The organism is Ruegeria sp. CJ6 (assembly GCF_056536665.1).
On the sequence record NZ_JBQFQB010000002.1, the window covers coordinates 632,914 to 656,867 of the forward strand.

Genomic DNA, 23,954 nt, shown 5'->3' on the forward strand with positions numbered 1-23,954 from the left:
TTTGCCCTATCGCCCGCAACACCTCAGAAGTGCCGAGCTGTTGTCGAAAGCAAGCCGGCAATGCCTAGGCGGTTGTAATTATCGAGCCCCAAGAGCTCTTAGTTCAGCGGTTGAAAGAGACCAGGAAATGCGCCATTGGCGAAACCCAAAAGAAGGAATTCGATAAATGCGCATTGCGATGATTGGCACCGGATATGTCGGTTTGGTGTCCGGGGTTTGCTTTTCGGACTTTGGCCATGATGTGATTTGCGTCGATAAATCCGATCGCAAGATCAAGATGCTTCAGAATGGAGAGGTGCCGATTTACGAGCCGGGCCTTGATGTGCTCATGGCCAAGAACGTGGCTGCTGGCCGCCTGACCTTTACCACCGACCTGGCCGCTGCGGTCGACGGCGCGGACGCGGTGTTCATCGCGGTGGGCACACCTACGAGACGCGGGGACGGGCACGCTGATCTGACTTATGTGATGGCCGCCGCCGAAGAAATCGCTCATGCCATCACCGGCTATACGGTTGTCGTAACCAAATCGACTGTCCCGGTCGGCACCAACCGCAAGGTTCATGAAGTTGTCTCGGGTGCAAATCCGAAGGCGGAATTCGACGTCGCATCAAACCCCGAATTCCTGCGCGAGGGCGCTGCAATTGATGATTTTATGCGCCCGGATCGTGTTGTCGTAGGGGTCGAAAGCGAACGAGCGGCGGATGTCATGGCCGAGATTTACCGCCCGCTTTATCTGCGTGACTTTCCGATCCTGACCACTGATCTAGAAAGCGCCGAGATGATCAAATACGCGGCGAACGCATTCCTGGCGACCAAAATCACGTTCATCAATGAAATCGCCGGTCTTTGCGAGCGGGCAGGCGGCGATGTCAAAGAGGTGGCGCGCGGTATTGGTCTGGATGGGCGGATCGGCAACAAGTTTCTGCACGCAGGCCCTGGCTATGGCGGCTCGTGTTTTCCGAAAGACACCGCTGCACTTGCCCGGATCGGACAGGATTTTGCCCACCCGATGCAGATCACCGAAACCGTCATTCGTGTAAACGATGAGGTCAAGAAGCGGATGATCGAGAAGATCCGGGATGCCTGCGATGACAGCTTCAATGGCAAGACCGTGGCGGTTCTGGGTGTGACTTTCAAGCCCAACACCGATGACATGCGCGACGCACCTTCCCTGACCATCGTTCCCGCCCTGATCGGTGGCGGTGCCCAGGTCCGCGTTGTCGATCCGCAAGGCCGTGCCGAGGGGGAAGCGCTGCTTCCTGGCGTCGAGTGGATGGATGATCCCTACGCCGCGGCCAAAGATGCGGACGTTGTTGTCTTGCTGACAGAATGGAACGAGTTCCGCGCCCTGAACCTGAGCGAGCTGGCAGAGACTATGAGATCCCCCCGAATGGTCGACTTGCGTAATATCTACTCGTCCACGATGGTTCTGGGATCGGGATTTGAAACCTATGTCGGCGTCGGGGTTGGGGATCAGCGTTAGGGCTGGCACCGCCAATGCCTCTGGCCCAAATCAACTGGTTGTGGCAGCCGTCTGATACAGTCGGCGCATGATCAGCGGCGTCAGATACATCGGTATCTGATAGGCCCCGATGAACACCATGATCGGCGCGGTCACTTCAGGTGGCAGTGCCACGAAGAATATCGCGATGTTCCGGTTTCCGGCGATCAGAGACACCGCCGTAGCCTCAGCACCGGGCATTCGAGTTCGTGTGAATTGGAATGAGACAACCTGAGCCCCAAAGTTGATCAGACAGGCAAACGCGATCCAGAACAGCGCGAAACGTGGGTCCACAAGTGCGGTTGCGCTCAATGATGGCATCAGGCCAACAACGAAAACGGACAGAGTAATCGTTGCCGCACCTTCCACGTTCAAAAGCGTAGACTTTGAAGGTTGGCGCAGCACCGTGCGGCGCAATATGACAGCCGCGAGAATTGCTATTGTGATGGTAAGAAAAAGCCGAAGCGCGGTCATCAGGACCGCCCTGAGATCACCCAATTCCGGCATCAGCCAAAAGATCGGTAACGCGGTCAGTGGCAAAACAGCCGTTCCAACCACGACTAGTCGCATCGCCGGTTCCGCAGAATAGCCCATCATCAGGCACATATTGGGGCTGCCGGATATTGATGGGGCTGCAGCCATGACAAACAATGCCAAAAAAACTGGCGAACCGGTCCATCCGCAGGCAATTCCAATCCCAACGACAGACAACGGCAAAACCAATTGAAAGGCGGCAATCGTTCCCGCAACTTTTCGCAGGTCAACCAGCGAACCCACAATGGCCCCCGGCTGCATTCGCAGCAGCGTCAAAAACAGCAGGAGCATGACCAAGGGCGGCAATAGAGGCCGCATCGGTGCGGCCAGCCCCGGCAGCAGAAGGCCTGCGGCAAGGCCCGATACCAACACATATGGGCCGTGACGCGCCGCAAGGTGAAGCGGGTTCAACGGCGTCTACCCACCGGGGCTTTGACGCAGGTTTTCGGGCAGCCACGTCGCCAACTCGGGGAACCAGATCAGAACGAACACCATCAGCACCATGATCAGGAACATCGGGATCGCAGCGCGGGCGATATAGCTCATTTCATGGTTAGTCATGCCCTGCATCACGAACAGGTTGAAACCAATAGGAGGTGTGATCTGCGCCATCTCGACAACGACCACGATGAAGATCCCGAACCAGATCAGATCGATCCCGGCGTCCCGGATCATAGGCTCGACAACAGCCATAGTCAGCACAACCGAAGAAATCCCATCAAGGAAGCAGCCCAGAATGACGTAGAAAACCAGCAGAACCATGAGCAGTTCGAACCGGGTCAGTTCCCAGCCCGCGATCAAATCCGCAAGCCCGCGCGGCAGGCCGGTAAAGCCCATCGACAATGACAGGAACGCAGCACCCGCTAGGATCAGCGCAATCATCGCACTGGTGCGGGTTGCGCCCATCAAACTTTCAGTGAAGGTCTTCCAGTTCAACGATCCCTGCCCTGCTGCCAGTAGCAGTCCGCCAATCACACCGAAAGCCGCCGCCTCGGTCGCCGTAGCATAACCCAGATACATCGATCCGATTACCACCATGATCAGCAGGATCACTGGCAACAGAAAGCGAGAGTTCTTAACCTTTTCGGAAAAGGTCAGCTTGCTCTCATCGTTGGGGTTCCAGTCTTTGCCAACTTTGGAATAGATGGCGACATAGCCCATGAACATTGCGGCAAGCACAAGACCGGGTAGGATGCCTGCAAAGAACAGCTTGGTGATGGACTCGTTGATCGTAACGCCGTACACGATCAACGTCAGTGACGGTGGGATCATTAGCCCAAGTGTTGCCGCGCCGGTCAGCGTGCCGATGACCATGCGTTCGGGATAGTTGCGCTTTCGCAGTTCCGGGATCGACATCTTGCCAACCGTGGTCAACGTCGCGGCAGATGACCCCGATACCGCGGCAAAAACCGTACAGCCTACGATATTCGTGTGAACCAGCCCTCCGGGCAAAGGTGCCATCCACGGCGACAGGCCTTTGAACATGTCTTCGGACAATCGCGTTCGGTAGAGGATCTCGCCCATCCAAATGAACATAGGCAAGGCGGTCAGGGTCCAGGAGGAGGACGCCGACCAGATCGTGGTGATCATGACATCGCCTACGGGGCGCGTCGTGAACAGCTCCATCCCGACCCAGGCGACGCCCATCAGGGCCAGCCCGACCCAGACACCGGTGCCCAGCAAGGTGAAAAGGACAAAGAGGAAGAGGATAATAACGGATATATTTTCCATGCTCTTACTCTCCGTGGCTCTGATCGGCCAGATCACGGGTGATGCGGTGATCACCCTTGAACAGGACATGGAACAGGTGATCGGTCAGCGCGATGGCCAGAATGACCGCTCCGATCAGCATGGTAGATTGCGGTATCCAAAGGGCGGTTTTATCTTGCCCCTGGCTGATATCGTTGAACTTCCAGCTCCAGTACACAAAGCGATAGGCATACCAGCAGAAATACCACATGACCGCCGAACCAATCGCAAAGCACCAGATTTCCAGAATTCTGCGAAAGCCATCGGGAACCGCGTTCAGGAGAATGGAGACTCTAATATGGCTGCCTCGGTTCAGGGCGTTGGCGAAGGCCAGAAAAGACGCAGCGGCCATCGCATATCCAGCATAGTCTGGCGCGCCGGGAAACACCTCACCGGTCCAACGGGCCAGCATTTGCACAACAATCAACACCAGAATGGCAATCAGGCTGAGCGCCGCCAGAACCCCTGCTGCCAGATAAATGAAATCCAGTACGGACCTGAGCCCTCGCATTGCCGCCATGCTGTCCCCCTGTGCTTTTTGTGGATTGGGAGCAGGCGGCAGGATGAACTGCCGCCCGCATTCGAACGATTATTGAGAGTTAAACGCGTCGACGATGGCTTTGCCTTCGTCACCGGCGGCCTCAAGCCATTCGTTGGTCATGGTGACACCGATTTCTTTAAGCTCATTCGTCATCTGTTCGGATGCAGGACCAACTGTCATGCCGCCATCGCGCAGACCCTGAAGCGTAAAGCCGGTATATTCCTTGGCACGCCAGTTACCTGCATACTCGGCCAGTTCCGCACAGCCTTTGATGACGTTCTTGTTCGCATCCGAGACACCGGCCCAGACGTCTGAGTTGACCATCACGTAGTTGCGCGGCAGCCAGGCATCCACTTCATAGAAGTAGTTCAGACTTTCCCAGACCTTCCGGTCATAGCCGGTCGACCCGGACGACACCATGGAATCCGCTACTCCGGTGGCAAAGGCCTGGCTGATCTCAGCCGCCTCGATGGTGACGGGCAGCATACCAGTCAGTTCGGCCAGGCGTGAGGTGGCGTTGTTATAGGAGCGGAACTTGATCCCCTCCATATCCGCAACCGAGTTCACTTCGTTCTTGAAATAAAGCCCTTGCGGAGGCCACGGCACTGCATAAAGCAGGGTCAGGTTCTGTTCAGCCAACAGCTTTTCAATCGAAGGTTTGGCGGCATCCCAAAGCTTGGCGCTATCATCGAATGACGTGGCCAGGAACGGGATGGAATCAAAGCCGAACAGCGCGTTTTCGTTCTGGTGCCCAGACAGCAGACGCTCACCAATCGGGGCTTGCCCGGTCTGGATCGCACGCTTGATGTCGGCACCTTTGAACAGCGAGCCGGAAGGGTGCGTGACAATCTCAATCTCACCACCGGTTCCTGTGGTGACACATTTGGCGAACTCCGCGCCCGTGGCCGAGTGGAAGTTTGATGCTGAATAGGCCATCGGCATATCCCATTTCTCGGCCATTGCAGGTGCGGCCGCGGTAGCGGTCAGAGCGGTTGCCGCCAGAAGGCTTGTCAGTTTTTTCATCATGTTTCTCCCTGTTGAGTTTTGAGGTGCCGGCGTTCTTCGCCAGTCATTTCTATGTTGCGAAACGCGAGGGCGCGTAGACGCTCATGTCAGTGTTCGGTGTTCTGCCCGCAATCATCTGGGCCAGAAGTCGCCCCGTTTTCGGCCCGCCTGTCAGGCCAATGTGATGGTGCCCAAAGCCCATATACGCACCGCTGATCCCCGGAGCCTCACCGATAATCGGGATCGAGTCGGTTGGTGCTGGGCGGTGCCCCATCCATTCCACTTCCTCCTTCCATGTCAAACCCGGGAAGGCCATCCGGGCATTCTTGCGCATCAATTCAAACGGCGCGCGTGAGGGTGGCGCATCAAGACCGCCAAATTCCACGATGCCAGCCAAACGAATGCGGCCATCCATCGGTGTGGCGACAAATTTGCCGGAAACCACCATGACCGGACTGCGCGGCATGGCAGAAGGCTCCACCAATTCAAGATGATAGCCGCGTTCGGTTTCAAGGGGAACAGAAATGCCTAAACGCTTGGCCAAAGGCCCCGACCAAACGCCCGCAGTTACAATTGCCGTATCACACGCGATGGTTTCGCCTGCCGCCCGTATACCGGTTACACGACCGTTTTTCTGAACCACGTCATCGACCGCTGCACGCAGGATTGTGCCCCCATGTGCCTCGACATACGCCGCCAGATCTTTGACGTACCGGCCCGGGTCCGTGATATGGCCATGATCCGAAAGCTTCGCCGCAAATCCAATGTCTTCACTATAGACCGGATCATAGGCGTGAAAGGCAGGGCCTTCCAATTCGTCCCATGTGAATCCGTTCCTGCGCCGAATGTCCCAGCCAAACGCATCATCTTTGAAATGCGCGCGGTCGTTGTACAGGAACAGATAGTCAGAGGGCACGATCCATTTTTCAGCGCCTGTGCCCTCGGCCAACGCTTTGTGGTCGTTCAGGCTATCGCCAACAATTGGCGTCAAAGCTGAAGCTATGCGTTCCACATCTGATGCATTCGCATGACTCAAATAGCGGGTTAGCCAAGGGATCAGCTTTGGAAGATACCCCCATCTCAGAAACAACGGCTGAGACGGGCTGAGCAGCATTTTGGGCGCCTTCCGGAGCAGCCCTGGAACAGTCACCGGAACAATCGAGCATGACGCCAGCACGCCCCCATTGCCATGTGAGGTACCCTCTCCCGGTCCGACCTTGTCGATCAGGATTACCTCGTGACCATCCCGCTGCAGCCATACCGCAGCAGACACGCCAACAATCCCAGCGCCGATGATCGCTATGGTCTTCTTCTCGCTCATGCCCCCACCGCCTTGGCCACTGCATAATGCTCAAGCTTGGTTACATCAGGCCTGTTGCCGAGGCCGGGTGCGTCAGGAACTACAACTTCGCCGCTGCTTACTTGGAAGGGGCTTTCAAGAATGTCTTCTTTCAGGAAGTAGGAGGCTTGATAGAACTCGCAGCCCAACGTGATCTCAGGTGTTGCAGCAATCATATGTGTGCCTGCCAGATGCGCCAATCCGGCCTCGAACATATCACCGCCATAGGCTGTCAGACCATGTGCTGCAGCGATACGGGCCACAGTCTGGCCTCGCGTCGGGCCACCGGATTTCATGATTTTCACTGAAACCCCGTCACAGATACCGTCACGCGCTGCCCGTTCCATGTCTTCGGGGCCAAAGACGCTCTCATCAGCTAGAAGTGGGACGTCAATCATCTGTCGCAACTTGCCCATCATGCTGAATTGATGAGCGCGGACAGGTTGCTCAATGAAATCCGGAGCGAATTGCGCAACATCGCGAACCTGTGCCGGTGCATCCTCGATACTTAGCCCCTGATTGTAATCAACACGAACCCTGAAATCCGGATGGTTCTGCGCGAGATACTCCAACCGCATGATATCGAAGGCGTGATCCTTGAACCCGGTCTTGAGCTTTACAATCCGAACGCCATCGGCCTGCAATTGTGACAGCAGCTCAACATCCTGAGCAAAATCCGGGTTCGCAATTGAGCAACTGAGTGGAATGGTTCCACGGCACTTCCCGCCCAGCAGAGACCAAACAGGAACCTTGCTGATTCTGCCCGCAAGATCCAGCAAAGCGGTTTCCAATGCAGCCTTTGCCTCGGTGCAATGAGCCACGGCATAAGCTGCCTGTGCCATGATCGCTGAACGGTCGCCCACTCTGGCCCCAACCACAAGTGGGCGCAAATAGCGATCAAGGGCTGCATAAGTGGCCTCTGGGGTGCCCGTGAAGACAGACCAGGGAGAGGCCTCACCAAATCCTTCACTGCCGTCCTCGGATCTCAGCCGCAGGACGACGACTTCGCATGTTCCTTCGACGGACCCGATGCCATGATCACGGCGAGACGTCACGGGCAACTCAAGGTGCCAGAGATCATAGCCGATGATTTTCTGTGTCAGATCGCCCATTGCACCCCCTGCCAATGGCCGAAGCCTGCCTTGACGAGGATATCATTTCAAATACTATATTATCTAGAGGTCATCAGGAAAAATGATACTATAGCGATGTCCCTGCGATTTCGTCAGCTACAGGCTTTTCACGCCATCATGGAAACCGGCACTGTCACGGGTGCGGCCTCGGTGCTTGGGATTTCACAGCCCGGGATCAGCAATCTGTTGGCACAGCTAGAGCGCGAAGCGCGTTTGCCGCTGTTTGAACGCAACAAAGGCCGGTTGCTGCCTACGCCAGAAGCTGAACTTCTATACCGCGAGGTTGATACGGTTGTTCGGGGGCTGGATCACGTAGCGCAGGCGGTCACGGATCTGCAGAACAAGCATCCGGGTCAATTGCAGATCGCCGCACCACATCTGCTATCCTTCGGCTTCATGCCGCGTGAGATCGCTCGCTTCGCAGAAAGCCGCCCGAACCTGTCGGTAAGCTTTCAGTCGCAGTATTCCTCGAAGATTCAAGAATGGGTAATCTCTGGCCTGTTTGAGATCGGCATTGTCGAGATGCCCATTCTGCATGACACACTGAACTATCAGGTCTTTGAGTTCGAAACGCTGGCGACCTTTCCGGAAACCAGCCCTTTGGCAGATTATGATGTACTCACACCTGAAATTCTTGAAAACGAACCATTCATCGTGATGGGGCCAGAGCATCAAACCCACCGACGAACTCGGGACATCTTCCAATCAGCGGGGCGCAACTGGCGGACCCAGATTCACACCCATCTGTCAGAAAACCTGCTAAGTTTCGTCAAGCAGGGCATGGGGGTCGCGATGATCGATCCCTTCACTGTCACCTTTGACGACGAGAGCGGGTATCAAACCCGCCACTTCCGACCGGCTGTGATGCTTGATCTGGCCATTATCACCGCGAAAGGGCGACCCCTATCAACGATTGCACAGGATTTTCTGGCTCAGCTAACCCCTTCGATCGCCTCTTATGCCACCCATTCCGAAACCGGTGCAGCGGCCTCGTGAAGCGGTTGTGAGTAAATGTCGACCAATGTCGGGCCATCATGCTCGATAGCCTGTTTCAGAACTTTGGACAGGTCTTCGGGATCTTTGACAGTCCATGATTTCACACCAAAGGCGCTTGCAACAGCGGCGTGGTCGGTGCGGTTGAAATCAACATTGTAGTATCTCTGCCCAAACCCTGCGTCCTGTCCGGCCTTGATCCAGCCAAAGACCGAGTTCGAGAATACAATTGAGGTGATCGGCATGTTGTGCCGCACCATGGTTTCGAACTCACCACAGGCAAAGCCGAATGAGCCGTCACCCATCACCGACAAGGTTTTGACCGAAGGCCGCCCAATATGCGCACCCATTGCAGCACCCAATGAATACCCCAACGCCCCATGCGCCCGGTTAGTGATGAAATGCCGCCCCGGTGTCCGCCAGCGGTAATGCGCGCTGAAATATGGGCATGGCGTGCCGGGATCAGCGACAACAATCGCATCATCATCCAGGATATCCATTAGCGAAGCCATGACAGCCTCGGGCCGGATCGGCGTTTCTCGGCTGGCTGCAAGCGGGGCGAACGCAGCCAATTTGGCCGCCCATGCCGCGTTTGATTTGGCCGCCCCGCCCAGCCTGGGCAGGTCTTGGCGTGCCGCCAATGCGTCCGCCAATGCTTCCAGCGCGAGACGCGCGTCGGCACAAATAGCGACTTCGGTCGGATAGTTGGCTCCGATCACCATCGGGTCACTGTCGATATGAATGATGGTGGCATCGCGCGCAGGGCTTCTCCAGCGCTCGGTCGTGACGGATCCTGCGCGACATCCGATGAACAGAACGACATCCGCCGCATCTACCACAGCGCGGGTGGCAGGCACCCCGCCATTCGATCCGACAACACCAAGCGCGAGCGGGTCTGTCTCGGCAATCGAGCCCTGCCCCGACACAGTCGTGGCGACGGGCATGTCCAACAGACCCGCGACCCGGCGCAGTGCGTCGCTTGCCCCTGACAGAACAGGTCCACCGCCACAAACGGCAACCGCAGACTTTGATTTTGCCAGTATCTCTGCCGCCGCCTCTATTGCATCCAGATCGGGACCTGCGCGTTCCGCCGGATAGCTGCGGTGCCGCGCATCCGCCCAGATCTCAGCCTCATCCACCTGCGCCTTCTGAGTGTCGAAGGGTAAGGCAAGATGTGTGGCCCCAGGTGTTCCGGTGGTCATAGCCCGGAATGCCGCACGTACCATGGCCGGCAATCGTGTGGCGTCATCCAGCGACGCATTCCACTTGGCCAGCGGCTTGAACAGCGCGGGTTGGTCCAATTCGGTCAGCGGGTACTTTCCCCGGCTGGTTGTCGCCACATCCGAGGTGATCGCAAGAATAGGAACCGAGCTTTCGTTGGCTTCGACCACGCCAGGTAGAATATAGGTCGCCCCGCCCCCAGACGGGCCTTCGCAGACACCCGGCTTACCTGTCACCCTTGCATAACCATCCGCCATGTAGGCCGCATGACGTTCATCCCGCGTCAGAATGTGCTGAATACCGTGATCCATCCGAGATAGCGCATCATAGAATGGCAAGGTTGTATCACCACATAGGCCGAACATGTGCTTCACGCCATGCGCCTCAAGCATACGGACCATTGCCTCGGCTCCGGTCAGGTAATTCGTTCCTGTCATGGTGGGCGACTCCCTCAATCTAATCTGCACACAGACCTGTATACAGTTTTGTATATTGATTTCAAGACTGGCCTGTGGCACCTGTGGGGCAACGACCAAAAGGCAGTACCAATGGCAGGTCCACGCGTTGATGATATCTACGATCAGGTGAAGGCCATGGCGGTTTCATTCCGCCTGCGTCCCGGCGATCGTTTGAACGAGGTCGCCCTGTCGAAAGAGCTGGGCGTCAGCCGCACCCCTTTGCGCGAAGCACTGAACCGGCTGGTCGCCGAACGTTTGTTCGACTTCCGCCCGGGACAGGGTTTCTTTTGCCGCCCATTGGATGCCCAAAGCATTTTTGAGCTGTTCGAGCTGCGCCAAATCATCGAAACCGCCGCCGTCCGCGCAGCGTGCACCAAGGCCACCACAGAACAACTGCAGGCGCTTCACGACGAACTTTATGCGATGGGTATCGATATCACCGGGCTTACCGTTGAAGAGGCCGTCACGCGAGATGAAGCGTTTCATCTGGGCATCGCCCGGCTGTCTGGCAACATGGAATTGCTGCAAACCCTGATGCGGATTAATGAGCGCATTCGCTATATCCGATGGATTTCCATGAGTCTGGACCGGGTCCAACGCTCAAAAGACGAACATAAGCGCGTCATGCAGGCCTTGATGAACCGCGACGCTGATGAGGCCGCGCAGGCTTTGGGCACCCATATCAACAAACGGATGGATCAGGTGCAGGACGCGGTGCGCCATGGGATATCAAGCATCTATATGGAAGGGTCGGACGATATCTCGACCCGCATCATTCAGGAGGCGCAGTCATGATCGCGCAGGGCGGAAAATCCATATACGGCGCATCTGTCGGCATCCTGATGTTGGACGCACAGTTTCCACGTATTCCCGGTGATATGGGCAACGCTCGGACATGGCCGTTTCCCGTGCTCTATCGCATCGTGCGCAACGCCTCGCCTGATCTTGTGGTCCGACAAGGTGCTGAAGGAATGCTTGGAGCGTTCATCGATGCCGCACGGGAACTTGTCAAAGACGGGGTAGACGGGATCACCACCAATTGCGGCTTTCTTTCGCTGTTTCAGGATGAACTGGCCGAGGCGGTTCCTGTTCCGGTCGCGACGTCCTCGATGATGCAGGTCGATATGGTGAACCGTATCCTTCCTGCAGGAAAGCGCGCCGGCATTCTAACCATCTCCGCCTCAACACTTACGGATGAGCACCTGCGAAAGGCACAGGTCCCCGACGGAACTCCAATTGGCACCACCGAAGGCGGCAGCGAATTCACAACCGCTATTCTCGAAAACGCATTGACGCTGGATGTGGACAAAGCCCGCGACGACAATGTCGAAGCAGCGCTTGCGCTGCAAGCGGGCAATCCCGACCTTGGTGCAATTGTACTGGAATGTACAAACATGTGCCCTTACGCGGCGGACATACAGCAGGCGACTGGTTTGCCAGTGTTTTCTATTGTTACTTTCATCAACTGGTTTCAGGCCGGACTAAACCCGCCAAGGTTCTGATCAAGTGAACAGTAAGTCCAGAGTAGCCGCCGCCTATAGCCAGATGGCGATTCTGGACCTATCGGCAACAGCTTGACGGTGAACCAGAACCAAGCAATCAAGAAACGAAATCGGAACAGCGCCAAAACGATCATCGTTAACCTCAAGGCACCTGTTCCGACACCGATTAACAACAGTTCAGGAACCGAGACGCATGACGAAAACACCGATCGAGCTGTTGGCGGCCAGTGCCTCGGAAACCCGCCCAATTGTAGCGCTGAGCGAAGGCACCGATCCCCGCATTGTTGCCGGAGGATTAGCCGCCCATAAGGCTGGTCTGGCCAATATTATTCTCGTTGGACCTGAGGCCGACGTTAAAGCGGCGCTCGCGGCAGAGGGTGGCTCAACCGGGGACGGTATTGCCATCCATGATCCTGCGCATTCGGAACTGACTGACGCTTTTGCGGCCGAGTATTATTCTCTGCGCAAACACAAAGGTGTCGATGAAGCCAAGGCACGCAAAGCCGCAGAATCGCCGCTGGTCTATGCCGCGATGCTGGTGCGAATGGGGCACGCAACAGGAACCGTGGGCGGGGCGGTCCATACCACAGGCGATGTGGTCAGAACTGCCATCCAGGTTATTGGAATGAAGCCCGATGTTGGAATGGTATCCTCGTTCTTCCTGATGTACCCACCCGAGGCCGCCGCTGAGGGCGCTCGCGCCATGCTCTATTCAGATTGCGGCTTGGTGATCGATCCGACATCCGAAGAACTGGCAAACATTGCGGCCGCTTCAGCGGTGTCCGCGCGGGCATTGCTGCAGGAAGAGCCAAAGATCGCGATGTTGAGTTTCTCAACAAAAGGCAGCGCCCAACACCCAGCGGTGGACAAGGTCGTCAACGCGACAGAAATTCTGCGGGCGAAACACCCAGAGTTGAATGTGGATGGAGAGCTGCAATTTGATGCCGCCTTCGTGCCGTCGATTGGTGAGCGAAAATCCCCCGGGTCCTCGGTCGCGGGTCAGTCGAACGTCAAGATTTTCCCAAATCTGGATGCCGGAAATATCGGGTACAAGATGACTCAACGGCTGGGCGGTTATCTGGCGATCGGTCCGGTTTTGCAGGGGCTCGCCAAACCGGCCAATGATCTATCGCGCGGATGCAGCGCGGAAGATGTGACGCAGATCATCGCGGTGACCATCCTGCAGGCGCGCGAACCCTAAACTCGGCAGCCCGCCTGCTTTATCGCGCAGGCCCGCGACCCATTCATTACAAACAAAGGACCATCCGTTATGGCGTCCGCCGATCCTTCAGCCCTATCCCTCACCGAGCGGAGCAAGGAGCGTGTTCGCACGCTCTTTCCCGGCGTCATGATCGCCGTAACCGTTGCCGTCGCCGCCAAGTTCCTGTCCGAGCATTATGCTACCCCGGCCATGCTGCTTGCCCTTCTTTTGGGGATTGCGGTCAGCTTTCTGGGCGAAGAAGGAAAAACCGTTGAGGGGATCGGATTCGCCGCACGCACACTTCTGCGCCTTGGCGTGGCCTTGCTGGGTGTGCGCGTGTCGATGACCCTGATGCTGGGTCTGGGCTGGGACCTGATTGCCCTTGTGATCGTCGGAGTGCTGTTGACCATAGGATTTGGCCTGTCCGTAGCTCGTTTTTTTGGCCACAAATGGCGCTTTGCCTTTCTGACCGCCGGTTCGGTTGCAATTTGCGGTGCATCGGCGGCAATGGCGATCAGTGCAATCCTGCCCAAGGACGAACGCTCGGAAGAGCGTCTGATTTTTACGGTCATGGGCGTGACCGTTTTGTCCACCATCGCCATGATCGCCTATCCGATCCTGGTACGCACATTGGGGATGAACGAGATTGCGGGCGGTGTGTTTCTGGGTGGCACCATCCATGATGTGGCTCAGGTTGTCGGCGCGGGATTTTCGATCTCGGAACAAACCGGAGATACAGCGACGCTGGTAAAATTGTTCCGCGTGGCGATGCTGGCACCGGTGGTTTTGGTCGCTTCACTGATTATTCGTGGCTTTGCTGAAATGGACGAAGACGGGAAACGTCCACCGCTGTTGCCGGGATTCGTGTTAGGATTTCTGGTTCTCGCTGCGGCATCCTCATTCGGATTGATCCCGCCAGCGATTTCAGAATTTCTAAGCCAATGCTCTCGATGGTTGTTGCTTGTTGCGATCGCAGCTGTGGGGATGAAGACAAACCTTAAGCAAATCCTGTCGGTCGGTGCAGCCGCAATCGCCCTCATCATAGTGGAGACGTTGTTCATCGCCGTGGTAATTCTGGCCGGGATCAACCTATTAACCTGAAGCAGTTACCAAGAGTTTTCCGCCAACTGCGACGGCTGAACGGCAACCCCTGATAGTCCGGTGCGGGTTTGCCGATTGCCTTCGTGCGCGGTGTTTGGTTCATTGGCGACTGGCGCTTTGCAGCGCTTTTTCGTTCGATTCCGAATGATTCCTCAAGCGAGATGAAGAATATGGACAACACCTTGCCTCTGCCACCTGGCCCGCATTCCGAACCGGGTTTTTGGCTTGATACATCTGAACACCGCACGTGGTTGAAAGATCAGGCTATGCGACAGTTGGCGTTTTTCAGCGCAAGTTGTCGGACCGAGCCAGGATTTTTCATCCTCGACCATGATGGCAGCCCGCTGCCAAACACATTGCAGGAACTGCACACGACTACACGCCTAGTGCATTCTTACGCTCTGGGGCATCTGATTGAATTTCAAGGCGCAGAGCGGATCATCGATCACGGTATGGCCTACCTCAACAGCCACCACAAAGACCGGGATCACGCCGGTTACCTTTGGGCTTTGGATGGCGACAACATCAAGGATGATCGCAAACTTGCCTACGGGCATGTCTTTGTTCTGCTCGCTGCCTCAAGCGCAAAACAAATAGGGCACCCGGAAGCTGACAAACTGCTGACCGAAATCCGGGATATCCTTGATACACATTTCTGGGATGATGAGACCGGGTTGTTCCGCGACGAATGGAACCGCGATTGGACGCCGTTTTCCACATATCGCGGAATGAACGCGAATATGCACGGAGTTGAGGCACTGCTTGCAGCTTTTGAGGCGACAGGCGACGAAATCTATCTTACCCACGCCGGTCGTATTCTGGATTTCTTTATCGGCCGGATCGCTCCTGCTGAAAACTGGCGCTTGCCCGAGCATTTCACCTCAGATTGGCAGATTGACCGGGGCTATGCCGGTGACCCGATGTTCCGTCCCGCAGGCACGACCCCGGGCCATTCGTTCGAGCTTGGGCGACTTCAGCTGCAGCATTGGGATTTATCAGGCCGACCAAACTCGGGCGCGCCCGAGTCATCGCGACGATTGATTGAGCAGGCCCTCAAGGATGCATGGCTGCCCGGCGGCGGCATGGCATATACGCTGGATTTTGGGGGTCGGGTCGCAAATGCGTCGCGGTTCTGGTGGCCAGTAGCTGAAGCCATTGGTGCGGTTGGAGCCCTGATCGCACTGGATAAAAGGCAAGAGGATGAAATTTGGTACAGAAAACTCTGGACCTTTGCGAATGAAACGTTCGTGGATCACCAACATGGCGGCTGGTTCCCGGCGGTGGATGAATCCGGTGACATCGTGACATCCATCTTTGACGGCAAACCGGATATCTATCATTCATTGCAGGCTTGCCTGTTCCCGCTATCGGGGCGCTTATCTCGGATGGTGCCGCTTTAGCGCGCGCGAATTCAAGCAGAGCGAGACCCGCATCGAGCCGGCTCAATTGAAGAGTCGGGGCAAATCTGCTATGTTAAATACATTCAACACCATCCGACGACCTGCGAATTCGGATGCGTTTCTTGACGAATGGATAGGAGAGTTGAATGGCAAATCAAGCACGTGGAAAGCGAACGACCCGAAAGGGCACACTTGAGGTGAGACCACAACCATCGGCCCATTCCGCCCTGAGCGAACGGGCCGGGGCGTCAGGCCTCATGACCCCGCAAATGCTGAGCGAACGCGATGAGCGCGTCTCAAAAACTCGCAAAAAGGGCGGGCCTGCTTTGGAAGAAGATAATTCGGATCAATCCGGCAATGACGCTGATCCGACGGAACTGGATTACTAATCAATTACGCACATTTTTTTGACATGAATAGATTACGGAGGCTGCTATGCCCTCGACCCATCAGCCAAGGATTTTCAACACAATAAACCTTACGGATTTCGATACTAACGGCCAAACCTCTACTGTGGGCGAGCCGACAGTTTCCAGCAATGGAGGCCAGATTCTGGCCACTGGCAACTGGTATGCAAGTCGGTCACTGGACGGCGGCCAAAGCTGGTCTCACATGAGTCCTTTCACGTTGTTCCCACCTGTTGACGGGGGGTTTTGCTGTGACCAGACCACGATTTACGACCCAAGCCGGGATCTGCTTATCTGGCTGCTTCAATATATCGAACAGGGGGGCACCAACACACTGCGGGTTGCGGTCAAACAAGGGCGCACCTTGGGGAACGACACATGGAACATTTGGGATTTCACCCCCGCCGGGCTTGATCCCGCGTGGAACAATGAGTGGTTCGACTATAATCACGTTTCGTTGTCCGAAAACTATATGTATGCGGGCACCAATGTGTTCTCGGCCGGGGCTAACCAGTTTACCCGCTCGGTCATTCTGCGGATTTCACTGGACGAACTGGCGACCGCGGCAACGCTATCATTCGACATATTCGAAACAGAAGACAACTTCTCTCTGCGCTGCGTACAGGGCGCACGCGGCGCGATGTACTTTGCCAGCCACAACACGAACTCGCAGATCCGCGTATTCAGATGGGCCGAGAACGCCTCGGACGTAGATGAATTCGACATCGATGTCACGCCTTGGTCCGCAGGCAATTATTCCGCGCAGACCACCGGTGGCGACTGGATGTCGCGCACTGATCCACGCATTATGGCTGGTTGGCTGGGACGCGGCGTTCTGGGCTTTATGTGGACAGCTAATCGTCAGACCAACAGGCCACTCCCTTTCGTCAGGACCGTCCGCATTGACGAAGCAACCATGTCATTGATTGACGAACCGGATATCTGGAACAGTCAGATCGCGTTCGCCTACCCCTCAACAGCTGTAAACCGGGTTGGTGATGTAGGGCTTTCGGTCTTTGCGGGTGGTGGGAATTTGCATCCGAGCCATGTTGTTGGCTCATACGACGATATCGATTTGACTTGGCGGCTGGCCCTCGCTCGACGTGGCACCGACACTCCGGGTCTGGGAAAATGGGGCGACTACACCAACTGTGCCGAGGTTGCCGATGATGGCTTCACCTGGCTGGCAGCCGGGTACACGCTGCAGGGCGGGAACACCCAAACTGACATCGAACCAACCATGACCTGGTTCGCACAGCAGCGCTATGACGCACCACGTCGCCATCCGCCCGTTATCGTCTAAAACATTATAACCATTTATAATTCAGGGATCTACATCATGCACAGAGCGATTAAATCACAAGGCGTAAAGTCATTCTTGCGGCAGGAAGCCCCCTGGCTACTTATCGCCTTTGTTATTGCTGACCTATTCTACAAATGGGGGTCATTCGCCCTGGAATGCGTCGGCTTTCTGCTGACTTGGTACGTCCTGAGCCTTCTAGCCAGCCTGGTATCACGTATGCTGTGGGGGGAAAACTCAGCTGTCGGAGATTGAACCATCGATCAATCTTTTTAAGCTTGCGGACTGTTGGTTTGCATCCCGCCCTGGGACATTACGAATTTGTTGCGCGTAGGTCTGAAATCACTTCGGACAACAGCTCAATCCCTTTTCGGATAGAACCGGGTTGGATTGACGAGACGCCAAGACGAAAGTGGTATCTCCCTGCGGTTTTATTTGAAAAACAGGGCCCGATCGGCTCCACAATAACACCGCGTTTTAGGGCGGCTTGACATATCGTCATGGCATCCAACCGGGCCTCGGGATCAGAAAGCACAAAAACCGTTCCGCCAAATTCGCCCGTTTTCAGGAAATGGGGTAGCTTTTCACGGATCGTCGTATCAGCCAGATGCCAGCGCAGCTCATAATTCTGGCGAACCCTGCGCAACAAGCCATCATAGTACCCCAAGTTAATAAACGCGGCAGCAGTGTGCTGAAGAATCATCGGCGGATGGCGCATCATCATTCCCCGGCAATCGCGCGCGGCGTCAATAAATTCTGGCGCAGCCGCCAGATACCCCAGGCGCAAACCTGGTGAAAGACCTTTGGAAAGGCTGCCCAAATAGATCAGTCGATCCGTGTCATCCAGACTGCGCAGCGGCAGCAAAGTAGAATGCCGGTAATCCACATCGCATTCGTAATCGTCTTCGACGATGTAAAAATCATACTCTTCAGCGGCCTGCAGCAAGGCCTTGCGGCGGCGCTCGGACATCGTAACGGTGGTTGGGTGCTGGCGGTTAGGGGTTACGAATACCAGGTCAGCCTCGCGCAGACGTTCATCGACGATCAGACCCTCGCTATCAATGGGTTGAAACCTTACATTCCCAAAATTTGCCTGAAGGATCTTGCGTGCATCCGGATATCCCGGATCCTCCATAACCGCAGTTTTATCGCGCCCACCGAACAACAGGCTGGTGATAAACAACCCGTTTTGCGAACCCAATGTGATCAGGATTGAATCGCTGGGTTCAAAAATACCGCGACGGGGCAGGATGCGCTGCCGGACCTGCTCGATAAGTTCAAAGCAATCCTCGTACAGCCCGTCCGCAGACCAGATTTTCAGGTGCTTTCGATTCATGGCCAACCGAGTGCATTCGCGCCAATCCGCAACTGGGAATGCGCCATCATCGATTTGGTTGCACACAAACGGATAGTCGTACTTGTACCAGTCATTCGGGCGCTGGATGGTTTCGATCTCTTCGGTGCGGCGCAGTTTGTTCAGTTTCTGGCCAATCGATGTGCGCTGTCTGGTGTTGGTTCGCCCAATCGCATCACCGTCCGTGCGAATCCCCACGTCAGAGCAGACATAATAACCCGAGCGGGGCCGGGCCTCGATCAGTTGCTCTTCTTCAAGCTTTCGATAAGCCGCGACGACCGTATTGATCGAAACATCGAGATCCCGCGCCAACCCCCGACATGAGGCAAGCTTTAGTCCAGACGGCATCAAACCTTCAAAAATGAGTCGTGAAATCTGCGAGACGATCTGATCTCGCAAACCGCTGGACTGAGATTTGTCGATGCTCAACCGTTGTGTCATGTCCTGTCAGGCTCTAGTCGCAAATTCTGCGACGCGATTTGCAAACTGTATCCATGTTTTCAAGTGCTCCATGCAAAGTGGAAACGACGCCAAATTCCCAAATTCTGTGCTGGCAATGCTGAAAGCAATAGCGCTCTTACTAAAAGCGGGTTGATGATAACTCAAAAAAGAGGCTTCAGCCAACGCTATGTTTTTAAAGTACTTATACCGACCTGAGATGTGCTTAAGCAACCTGCGCTGCCATTGTTGAACTTGTAACATCTTAACGCTCGGGACTGAATCGCGGCATCGAACAGTCACTTGGCGCGATGAAATCTGTACCCATTATTACAAACAACTGTATCTTTCTCAGTCGAACTCCTTCGCGTTTGCTGTAGCGATCCGGGAAGTTCCATGTCGAAATTAGGGATCACCCGGGCCGTTCGATGCGACTAGGGAGGGAGACCGTTCGCATGGTTTTGCAGGAGTGGGATATGCGTCGACTCTGTGAACAGCGATTCAGCAGACGTTTCTCTGATGTCCGTCCGAACCCCGACGCGAAGGGTCCGGTACATCAATTCAGCGCACAGATTTTTTGAGGGAGAACCAGATCCATGAAAAACACAACGAGGTTGGCATGCTGATGCGCGGTCTGGAAAAGCTGACAAGCGCAATCTCAGAAGTCATGGGCCGCATCGGCTGGTTTCTCATCTTGTATTGCATGGCGTTTGGCGTGTCGGACGTATTCATGCGCTATGTACTGAATGCGCCCTCCCAGTGGATCGGCACCACATTGCAAGCTGCGATGGTGTTGTTGGCCTGCACCGGCGGCGTCTATGCATTGCAGCATGACAGTTTCGTCAAACTCGACCTGTTTTATGCAAACGCCAGCAAGCGGTCAAAGGCGATTTTGGATGTCCTGACGGCACCGATTGCAATCCTGTTTCTGGTCGCATTGATCTGGAAGGGTTACGAAGCCGCATCGCTGTCTCTGATGCTTAATCAGAAGACCCCGACATCCATTCCGATCCCGATTTATCCGATCAAATTTGCGATCCCACTCAGCGGTGCAATGGTTCTCTTGGTAGTCCTGAAACACTTGCTCCGCGATCTGCAAACGATCTTCGGGCGCAGTTAGACACGCTGTTCTGGGCGCCTGCAAATACAAACGAAAATAGACTGATCCACTAACGAGGAGGAATTAACATGAAACCAAACAGGTTTGTGCACACAACCATTTGGGCAGGCGCCATAGCCGTGACCGCAAGCATTGCCGTCGCACAAGATGGGCCGCCGGATGAAGTAACCGAGTGGACCTTCCAGCCCGCATTTGACCAGACCGATGCCGGCTGGGACAATGGCCTGATCCCTTGGGTTGAAGCAGTTGAAAAAGCGACTGAAGGCACGGTCAAAATCCGTGTTGAGCCCGCAGGGGCGCTGGTCAGTGGTGCAGAGGCCTTTGGCGCAGCGGCTGCTGGTCTGACCGATGGCTACGCGGGCTGGGGTTCAGTCTATGGTGGCGACATGCCCGAAGGCATGCTGGCGTTTGGCATGGCCATGGGTGCCGACAACACCGAAGAAGCGTGGGAAGTGATGTGGGGCAACCCCGACTACCGCGTTGGTGACATCGTGCAAGAGGCCGCCAACGCGCGGAACCTGCAGTGGGCAGGCTGGACCAACCAGGGACCGAACGCAATGTTCACCAAGTTCCGTGTCGAAAAACTGGAAGATCTGGAAGGCCGCAAGATGCGCGCCGGTGGACCCCAGGCCATCTTCCACTCGACCATGGGCGGCGCGCCGGTCTCGATGAACGGTGGTGAGATTTACACCGCAATCAAACTGGGCACCATCGAAGGCACCTACTGGGATACAGGCGGCATCGATGACATGTCGTTCCAGGAAGTTATCGACTATGCGATCATGCCCGGCTGGAACCCTGCTCAGCACCAGGAGATCTTCATCAACCTGCAGAGCTGGAACGCCCTGACCGACTGGCAGCGCGAAAAGATCAACGGAGTTTTTGAAGAAACCTATTTCGAAACCAGCCGCATGCATGCGGAAGGTGTCGAAGAAGCGCTTCAAATCCTGCGCGATGCCGGTGGTGAAGTAATCGAGCTGAGCGATGAAGAAGTTGCTCGTATGCGCGAGAAATCCATTGCCGAAGTTTGGCCGCAGGTTGCAGCCGCATCCGAGGGCAACGCCAAAGGCGTGGAAATCTTCAAGAGGTTCCTGGAAGACAAGGCGAACGCGCAATAATCCCGCGCAATGTCATCTTTCCAACATAGCTAAAACTCTTTCGCTGGCCCGATCGTCGGGCCAGCGCACCAGACGAGCGCATGTCAGTGTTAAAAGCACTGCTGACACGCAACCCGGCAAAGACCGCGCGAACGGCCACTAGGTAGGGAAACTAAAGATCATGAGCCTCGAACTAATTACAGCGCTGTATTTCTTAATACTGTTTGGGATCCTTTTCATGGGGCTGCCGGTTGCGTTCGGCTTGGGCGGAACAGCGGTTCTATTTGCCCTGGTTTTCGAACCTCGCGCGCTGTTGTCCGTGCCCAGTGCATTCTATTCAACGCCTTGGAATTCGGTACTGGTCACAGTGCCTTTGTTCCTGTTCATGGGCTCACTCATAAGATTTTCGGGGATAGCCGAAACGGCCTATGACGCCGTTTACAAGCTGATCGGCCACATTCATGGTGGTCTCGCGATGGGTACAGTTCAGGTCTGTACTGTTTTTGCTGCAATCACCGGCATCACACCACCGGCGACCACCACGATGGGTCAGATCGCCTATCCTTCGATGATGCGCTACAAATATGATCGCCGTATCGCGATCGGTTGTATCGCGGCAGGCGGTGCGTTGGGTGCTCTGATCCCACCAAGCGTTCCGTTCATCTTCTATGGATTGCTGGCCAAGGTTTCGATCGGTGACCTGTTCATGGCGGGGTTGCTGCCCGGCCTGATGCTGGCCACGTTCTACACGATCTACATCGGCGTACGTTGTAAAATCCAGCCCGAGCTGGGCCCCGCCCTGCCCGCTGATCAGAAATTCACCCGCACCGAAAAACTGACCGCCGTTCTCAGCATCTGGCCGTTTGCCTTACTCATCATCATCGTTCTGGGCGTCATCTGGGGCGGTATCGCAACACCGGCGGAAGCTGCCGCATTTGGTGCCGCAGGCGCCTTTGTCATCAACCTGATCTACGGCAAACTGACCTGGGAGGTGCTGAGGGAATCGTTGGTGTCCACCTTGAAGCTCAGCGGTATGGGGCTTTGGATTCTGATTGGTGCCACCGTCTATCTTAATGTGTTCAACACGCTTGGCAGCCAGGACCTGCTGACCAATCTGGTTCTTTCCATGCCCGGCGGTGCAACCGGCATCCTGCTGATGATGATGCTGATCATCCTCGTCCTGGGTATGGTGATGGATGATTGGGCCATCATCATGCTGTGCACACCACTGTTCATCCCGATTATCGACGAATTGGGGATCGACAAGCTGTGGTTTGGCGCGCTGTTCATCGTGAACATCCAAATCGCTTACCTGACACCTCCGTTCGGTTTTGTGCTGTTCTGGATCAAAGGGGTTCTGCCCAAGGATGTCAGCATGGGGGATGTCTACAATTCGGTTGGCCCGTTTGTGGCACTCCAGTTCGTTGGCCTGACACTGATCTTCATCTTCCCGCAGATCGCCACCTGGTTGCCCAACATCCTGAAATAATCCGGAGGTACAGATGTATAACCATATCCTCGTTCCAGTCGCCCCTGATCACATCAACGACTGTGCCAAATCTCTGGATGCAGCAAGCCGCTTGCTGTCGGATGGCGGGACAGTATCGGTGCTGTCCGTTCTCGAAGAACTACCTTCGTATATCGGGTCGTACTTTCCACCCGAGCAGGTTCAGAAAAGCGTTTCTGATTTTGAGGACAAACTGAACGCATCGATGGAGTCTCCGAAGATCGGCACTCATGTTGTTACAGGTCATCCAACAAATTCCATTCTGGATTGGGCCGAAGAACACAAAGTGGACTGCATAGTGGTGGCGTCACACCAACCGGGCCTTTCGGACTATCTGATCGGTTCAACGGCTGCACGTGTGGTCCGTCATGCACATTGCAGTGTCGTGGTACTGCGCGACAAGTAGAGCAGAAGCATAACACCTGACAGGTGTTATGCGTGCAAGATGGCTGGCCAATGAGGCCAGCCATTGTCGTTCAGAAACCTTGCATCAACATGTCTACGGCCACGGTGATCTGCTCGAAATCATCTTTCAGATGACCCACGGGTGATTTGAGGAGTCCCACAGGAACAGCAGCCATGAACTGGGTCACCATTACAACCTGCTCACCATCTATCAGGAACTCAGGGTTGAGGCGGGTCGCTGGTTTCGGCGCACGTGCTTTTGACAAAAGCGGCACCACTATGCGGGTATTCAGATCGCTCAGAAGATCGGTTTGCACATCCAGAAGATAGCCATCGCCGGATGGGTTGGGGAATACATCGTATTTTGGCATCAGAACTGACGAAAGCGGTCCAAGGGCAACCCGTGCCGTTCAACATACGAGTTTGAGCTTTGCAGTGCCTCCGCGTTTTCGGCCCTCCACTGTGCTGCCTTCGCAGCGGCAACGGCGGCACGCACTCCTTCTTCGGCGGCACGCGACAGGTTCACGTTCAGCGCTCTGGCCTCGGTGAGTAAAGCGCTATCAAGTGATAGATTGGTCGGTTTGCGTGGTTGAGCGTTCATTCTGTCTTAGCCTCCATGTGCCCGAGAATATCAATATACTATATGCG

General features: G+C 55.6%; 23 protein-coding genes. 13 read left to right on the forward strand and 10 right to left on the reverse strand.

Annotation, left to right across the window (positions count from 1 at the left end):
- The first annotated feature begins 166 nt into the window (after positions 1–166).
- The gene (locus ACR0BT_RS08495) at positions 167–1,483 is read left to right on the forward strand and encodes a UDP-glucose dehydrogenase family protein (RefSeq protein WP_170393807.1); all 1,317 of its coding nucleotides are present in this window, start codon (positions 167–169) and stop codon (positions 1,481–1,483) included.
- A gap of 30 nt (positions 1,484–1,513) precedes the next feature.
- Here the strand turns inward: ACR0BT_RS08495 and ACR0BT_RS08500 are convergent, their stop codons facing one another.
- The 6 genes from ACR0BT_RS08500 to ACR0BT_RS08525 form a co-directional block, all read right to left on the reverse strand.
- A complete protein-coding gene (locus tag ACR0BT_RS08500) occupies positions 1,514–2,446 on the reverse strand; it encodes a hypothetical protein (RefSeq protein WP_480762938.1) in 933 nt (310 codons plus the stop codon).
- A gap of 6 nt (positions 2,447–2,452) precedes the next feature.
- Positions 2,453–3,766, reverse strand: coding sequence for a TRAP transporter large permease subunit (locus ACR0BT_RS08505; RefSeq protein ID WP_170393803.1), 1,314 nt, complete (start codon positions 3,764–3,766; stop codon positions 2,453–2,455).
- Between the two features lie 4 nt (positions 3,767–3,770).
- Positions 3,771–4,304: a TRAP transporter small permease gene (locus ACR0BT_RS08510; RefSeq protein ID WP_170406962.1), complete on the reverse strand. Its 534-nt coding sequence runs from the start codon at positions 4,302–4,304 to the stop codon at positions 3,771–3,773.
- 69 nt (positions 4,305–4,373) lie between these two features.
- A complete protein-coding gene (locus ACR0BT_RS08515) occupies positions 4,374–5,348 on the reverse strand; it encodes a TRAP transporter substrate-binding protein (RefSeq protein ID WP_170663349.1) in 975 nt (324 codons plus the stop codon).
- A gap of 52 nt (positions 5,349–5,400) precedes the next feature.
- On the reverse strand, positions 5,401–6,651 hold the full coding sequence (locus ACR0BT_RS08520; RefSeq protein WP_480562259.1) for an NAD(P)/FAD-dependent oxidoreductase: 1,251 nt from the start codon (positions 6,649–6,651) through the stop codon (positions 5,401–5,403).
- Positions 6,648–7,781 carry an enolase C-terminal domain-like protein gene (locus ACR0BT_RS08525; protein ID WP_480762939.1) on the reverse strand — a complete coding sequence of 378 codons (1,134 nt, stop codon included), beginning with the start codon at positions 7,779–7,781 and terminating at the stop codon, positions 6,648–6,650. Before ACR0BT_RS08525 ends, ACR0BT_RS08520 begins: the two co-directional genes overlap by 4 nt.
- Before the next feature lie 96 nt (positions 7,782–7,877).
- Between ACR0BT_RS08525 and ACR0BT_RS08530 the strand changes: the two genes are divergently transcribed.
- Positions 7,878–8,798: a LysR family transcriptional regulator gene (locus ACR0BT_RS08530; protein ID WP_170818364.1), complete on the forward strand. Its 921-nt coding sequence runs from the start codon at positions 7,878–7,880 to the stop codon at positions 8,796–8,798.
- On the opposite strand, the gene ACR0BT_RS08535 is transcribed toward ACR0BT_RS08530, so the two are convergent.
- Positions 8,759–10,453 carry a thiamine pyrophosphate-binding protein gene (locus ACR0BT_RS08535; RefSeq protein ID WP_480751700.1) on the reverse strand — a complete coding sequence of 565 codons (1,695 nt, stop codon included), beginning with the start codon at positions 10,451–10,453 and terminating at the stop codon, positions 8,759–8,761. The two genes, ACR0BT_RS08530 and ACR0BT_RS08535, sit on opposite strands and share 40 nt — an antisense overlap.
- 111 nt (positions 10,454–10,564) lie before the next feature.
- Between ACR0BT_RS08535 and ACR0BT_RS08540 the strand changes: the two genes are divergently transcribed.
- The 7 genes from ACR0BT_RS08540 to ACR0BT_RS08570 all read left to right on the forward strand — a co-directional run bounded on the left by ACR0BT_RS08540 (position 10,565) and on the right by ACR0BT_RS08570 (position 17,388).
- The gene (locus ACR0BT_RS08540; RefSeq protein WP_480762940.1) at positions 10,565–11,269 is read left to right on the forward strand and encodes a GntR family transcriptional regulator; all 705 of its coding nucleotides are present in this window, start codon (positions 10,565–10,567) and stop codon (positions 11,267–11,269) included.
- The gene (locus ACR0BT_RS08545; RefSeq protein WP_170509055.1) at positions 11,266–11,976 is read left to right on the forward strand and encodes an aspartate/glutamate racemase family protein; all 711 of its coding nucleotides are present in this window, start codon (positions 11,266–11,268) and stop codon (positions 11,974–11,976) included. Before ACR0BT_RS08540 ends, ACR0BT_RS08545 begins: the two co-directional genes overlap by 4 nt.
- A gap of 193 nt (positions 11,977–12,169) precedes the next feature.
- Entirely contained in the window at positions 12,170–13,177 is a 1,008-nt protein-coding gene (gene pta, locus ACR0BT_RS08550) for a phosphate acetyltransferase (RefSeq protein ID WP_480562262.1), read from the forward strand.
- 69 nt (positions 13,178–13,246) lie between these two features.
- Positions 13,247–14,278, forward strand: coding sequence for a putative sulfate exporter family transporter (locus ACR0BT_RS08555; protein ID WP_170596697.1), 1,032 nt, complete (start codon positions 13,247–13,249; stop codon positions 14,276–14,278).
- Positions 14,279–14,439: 161 nt separating this feature from the next.
- Positions 14,440–15,678: an AGE family epimerase/isomerase gene (locus tag ACR0BT_RS08560; protein WP_480762941.1), complete on the forward strand. Its 1,239-nt coding sequence runs from the start codon at positions 14,440–14,442 to the stop codon at positions 15,676–15,678.
- A 146-nt stretch (positions 15,679–15,824) separates the two neighbouring features.
- Positions 15,825–16,067, forward strand: coding sequence for a hypothetical protein (locus tag ACR0BT_RS08565; protein ID WP_170393778.1), 243 nt, complete (start codon positions 15,825–15,827; stop codon positions 16,065–16,067).
- A 46-nt stretch (positions 16,068–16,113) separates the two neighbouring features.
- Positions 16,114–17,388 (forward strand): hypothetical protein, encoded by a 1,275-nt coding sequence (locus tag ACR0BT_RS08570; protein ID WP_170406931.1) that lies wholly within the window; start codon positions 16,114–16,116, stop codon positions 17,386–17,388.
- 310 nt (positions 17,389–17,698) lie between these two features.
- Here ACR0BT_RS08570 and ACR0BT_RS08575 read toward each other — a convergent pair whose 3' ends face one another.
- Positions 17,699–19,180 (reverse strand): aminotransferase-like domain-containing protein, encoded by a 1,482-nt coding sequence (locus tag ACR0BT_RS08575; RefSeq protein ID WP_170562173.1) that lies wholly within the window; start codon positions 19,178–19,180, stop codon positions 17,699–17,701.
- A gap of 616 nt (positions 19,181–19,796) precedes the next feature.
- Between ACR0BT_RS08575 and ACR0BT_RS08580 the strand changes: the two genes are divergently transcribed.
- The 4 genes from ACR0BT_RS08580 (at position 19,797) to ACR0BT_RS08595 (ending at position 23,307) form a co-directional block, all read left to right on the forward strand.
- A complete protein-coding gene (locus ACR0BT_RS08580; RefSeq protein ID WP_170393772.1) occupies positions 19,797–20,297 on the forward strand; it encodes a TRAP transporter small permease subunit in 501 nt (166 codons plus the stop codon).
- Positions 20,298–20,416: 119 nt separating this feature from the next.
- Complete coding sequence (locus ACR0BT_RS08585) at positions 20,417–21,415, forward strand: TRAP transporter substrate-binding protein DctP (RefSeq protein ID WP_170625728.1); 999 nt, start codon at positions 20,417–20,419, stop codon at positions 21,413–21,415.
- A gap of 160 nt (positions 21,416–21,575) precedes the next feature.
- Positions 21,576–22,883, forward strand: coding sequence for a TRAP transporter large permease (locus ACR0BT_RS08590; RefSeq protein WP_170393768.1), 1,308 nt, complete (start codon positions 21,576–21,578; stop codon positions 22,881–22,883).
- Between the two features lie 13 nt (positions 22,884–22,896).
- Positions 22,897–23,307: a universal stress protein gene (locus ACR0BT_RS08595; protein ID WP_170393765.1), complete on the forward strand. Its 411-nt coding sequence runs from the start codon at positions 22,897–22,899 to the stop codon at positions 23,305–23,307.
- 70 nt (positions 23,308–23,377) lie between these two features.
- On the opposite strand, the gene ACR0BT_RS08600 is transcribed toward ACR0BT_RS08595, so the two are convergent.
- Both ACR0BT_RS08600 and ACR0BT_RS08605 read right to left on the reverse strand, forming a co-directional pair.
- On the reverse strand, positions 23,378–23,677 hold the full coding sequence (locus ACR0BT_RS08600; RefSeq protein WP_170509040.1) for a CcdB family protein: 300 nt from the start codon (positions 23,675–23,677) through the stop codon (positions 23,378–23,380).
- Positions 23,677–23,907 (reverse strand): type II toxin-antitoxin system CcdA family antitoxin, encoded by a 231-nt coding sequence (locus ACR0BT_RS08605; RefSeq protein ID WP_170406922.1) that lies wholly within the window; start codon positions 23,905–23,907, stop codon positions 23,677–23,679. The genes ACR0BT_RS08600 and ACR0BT_RS08605 overlap by 1 nt, the downstream gene beginning before the upstream one ends.
- Positions 23,908–23,954: the final 47 nt, after the last annotated feature.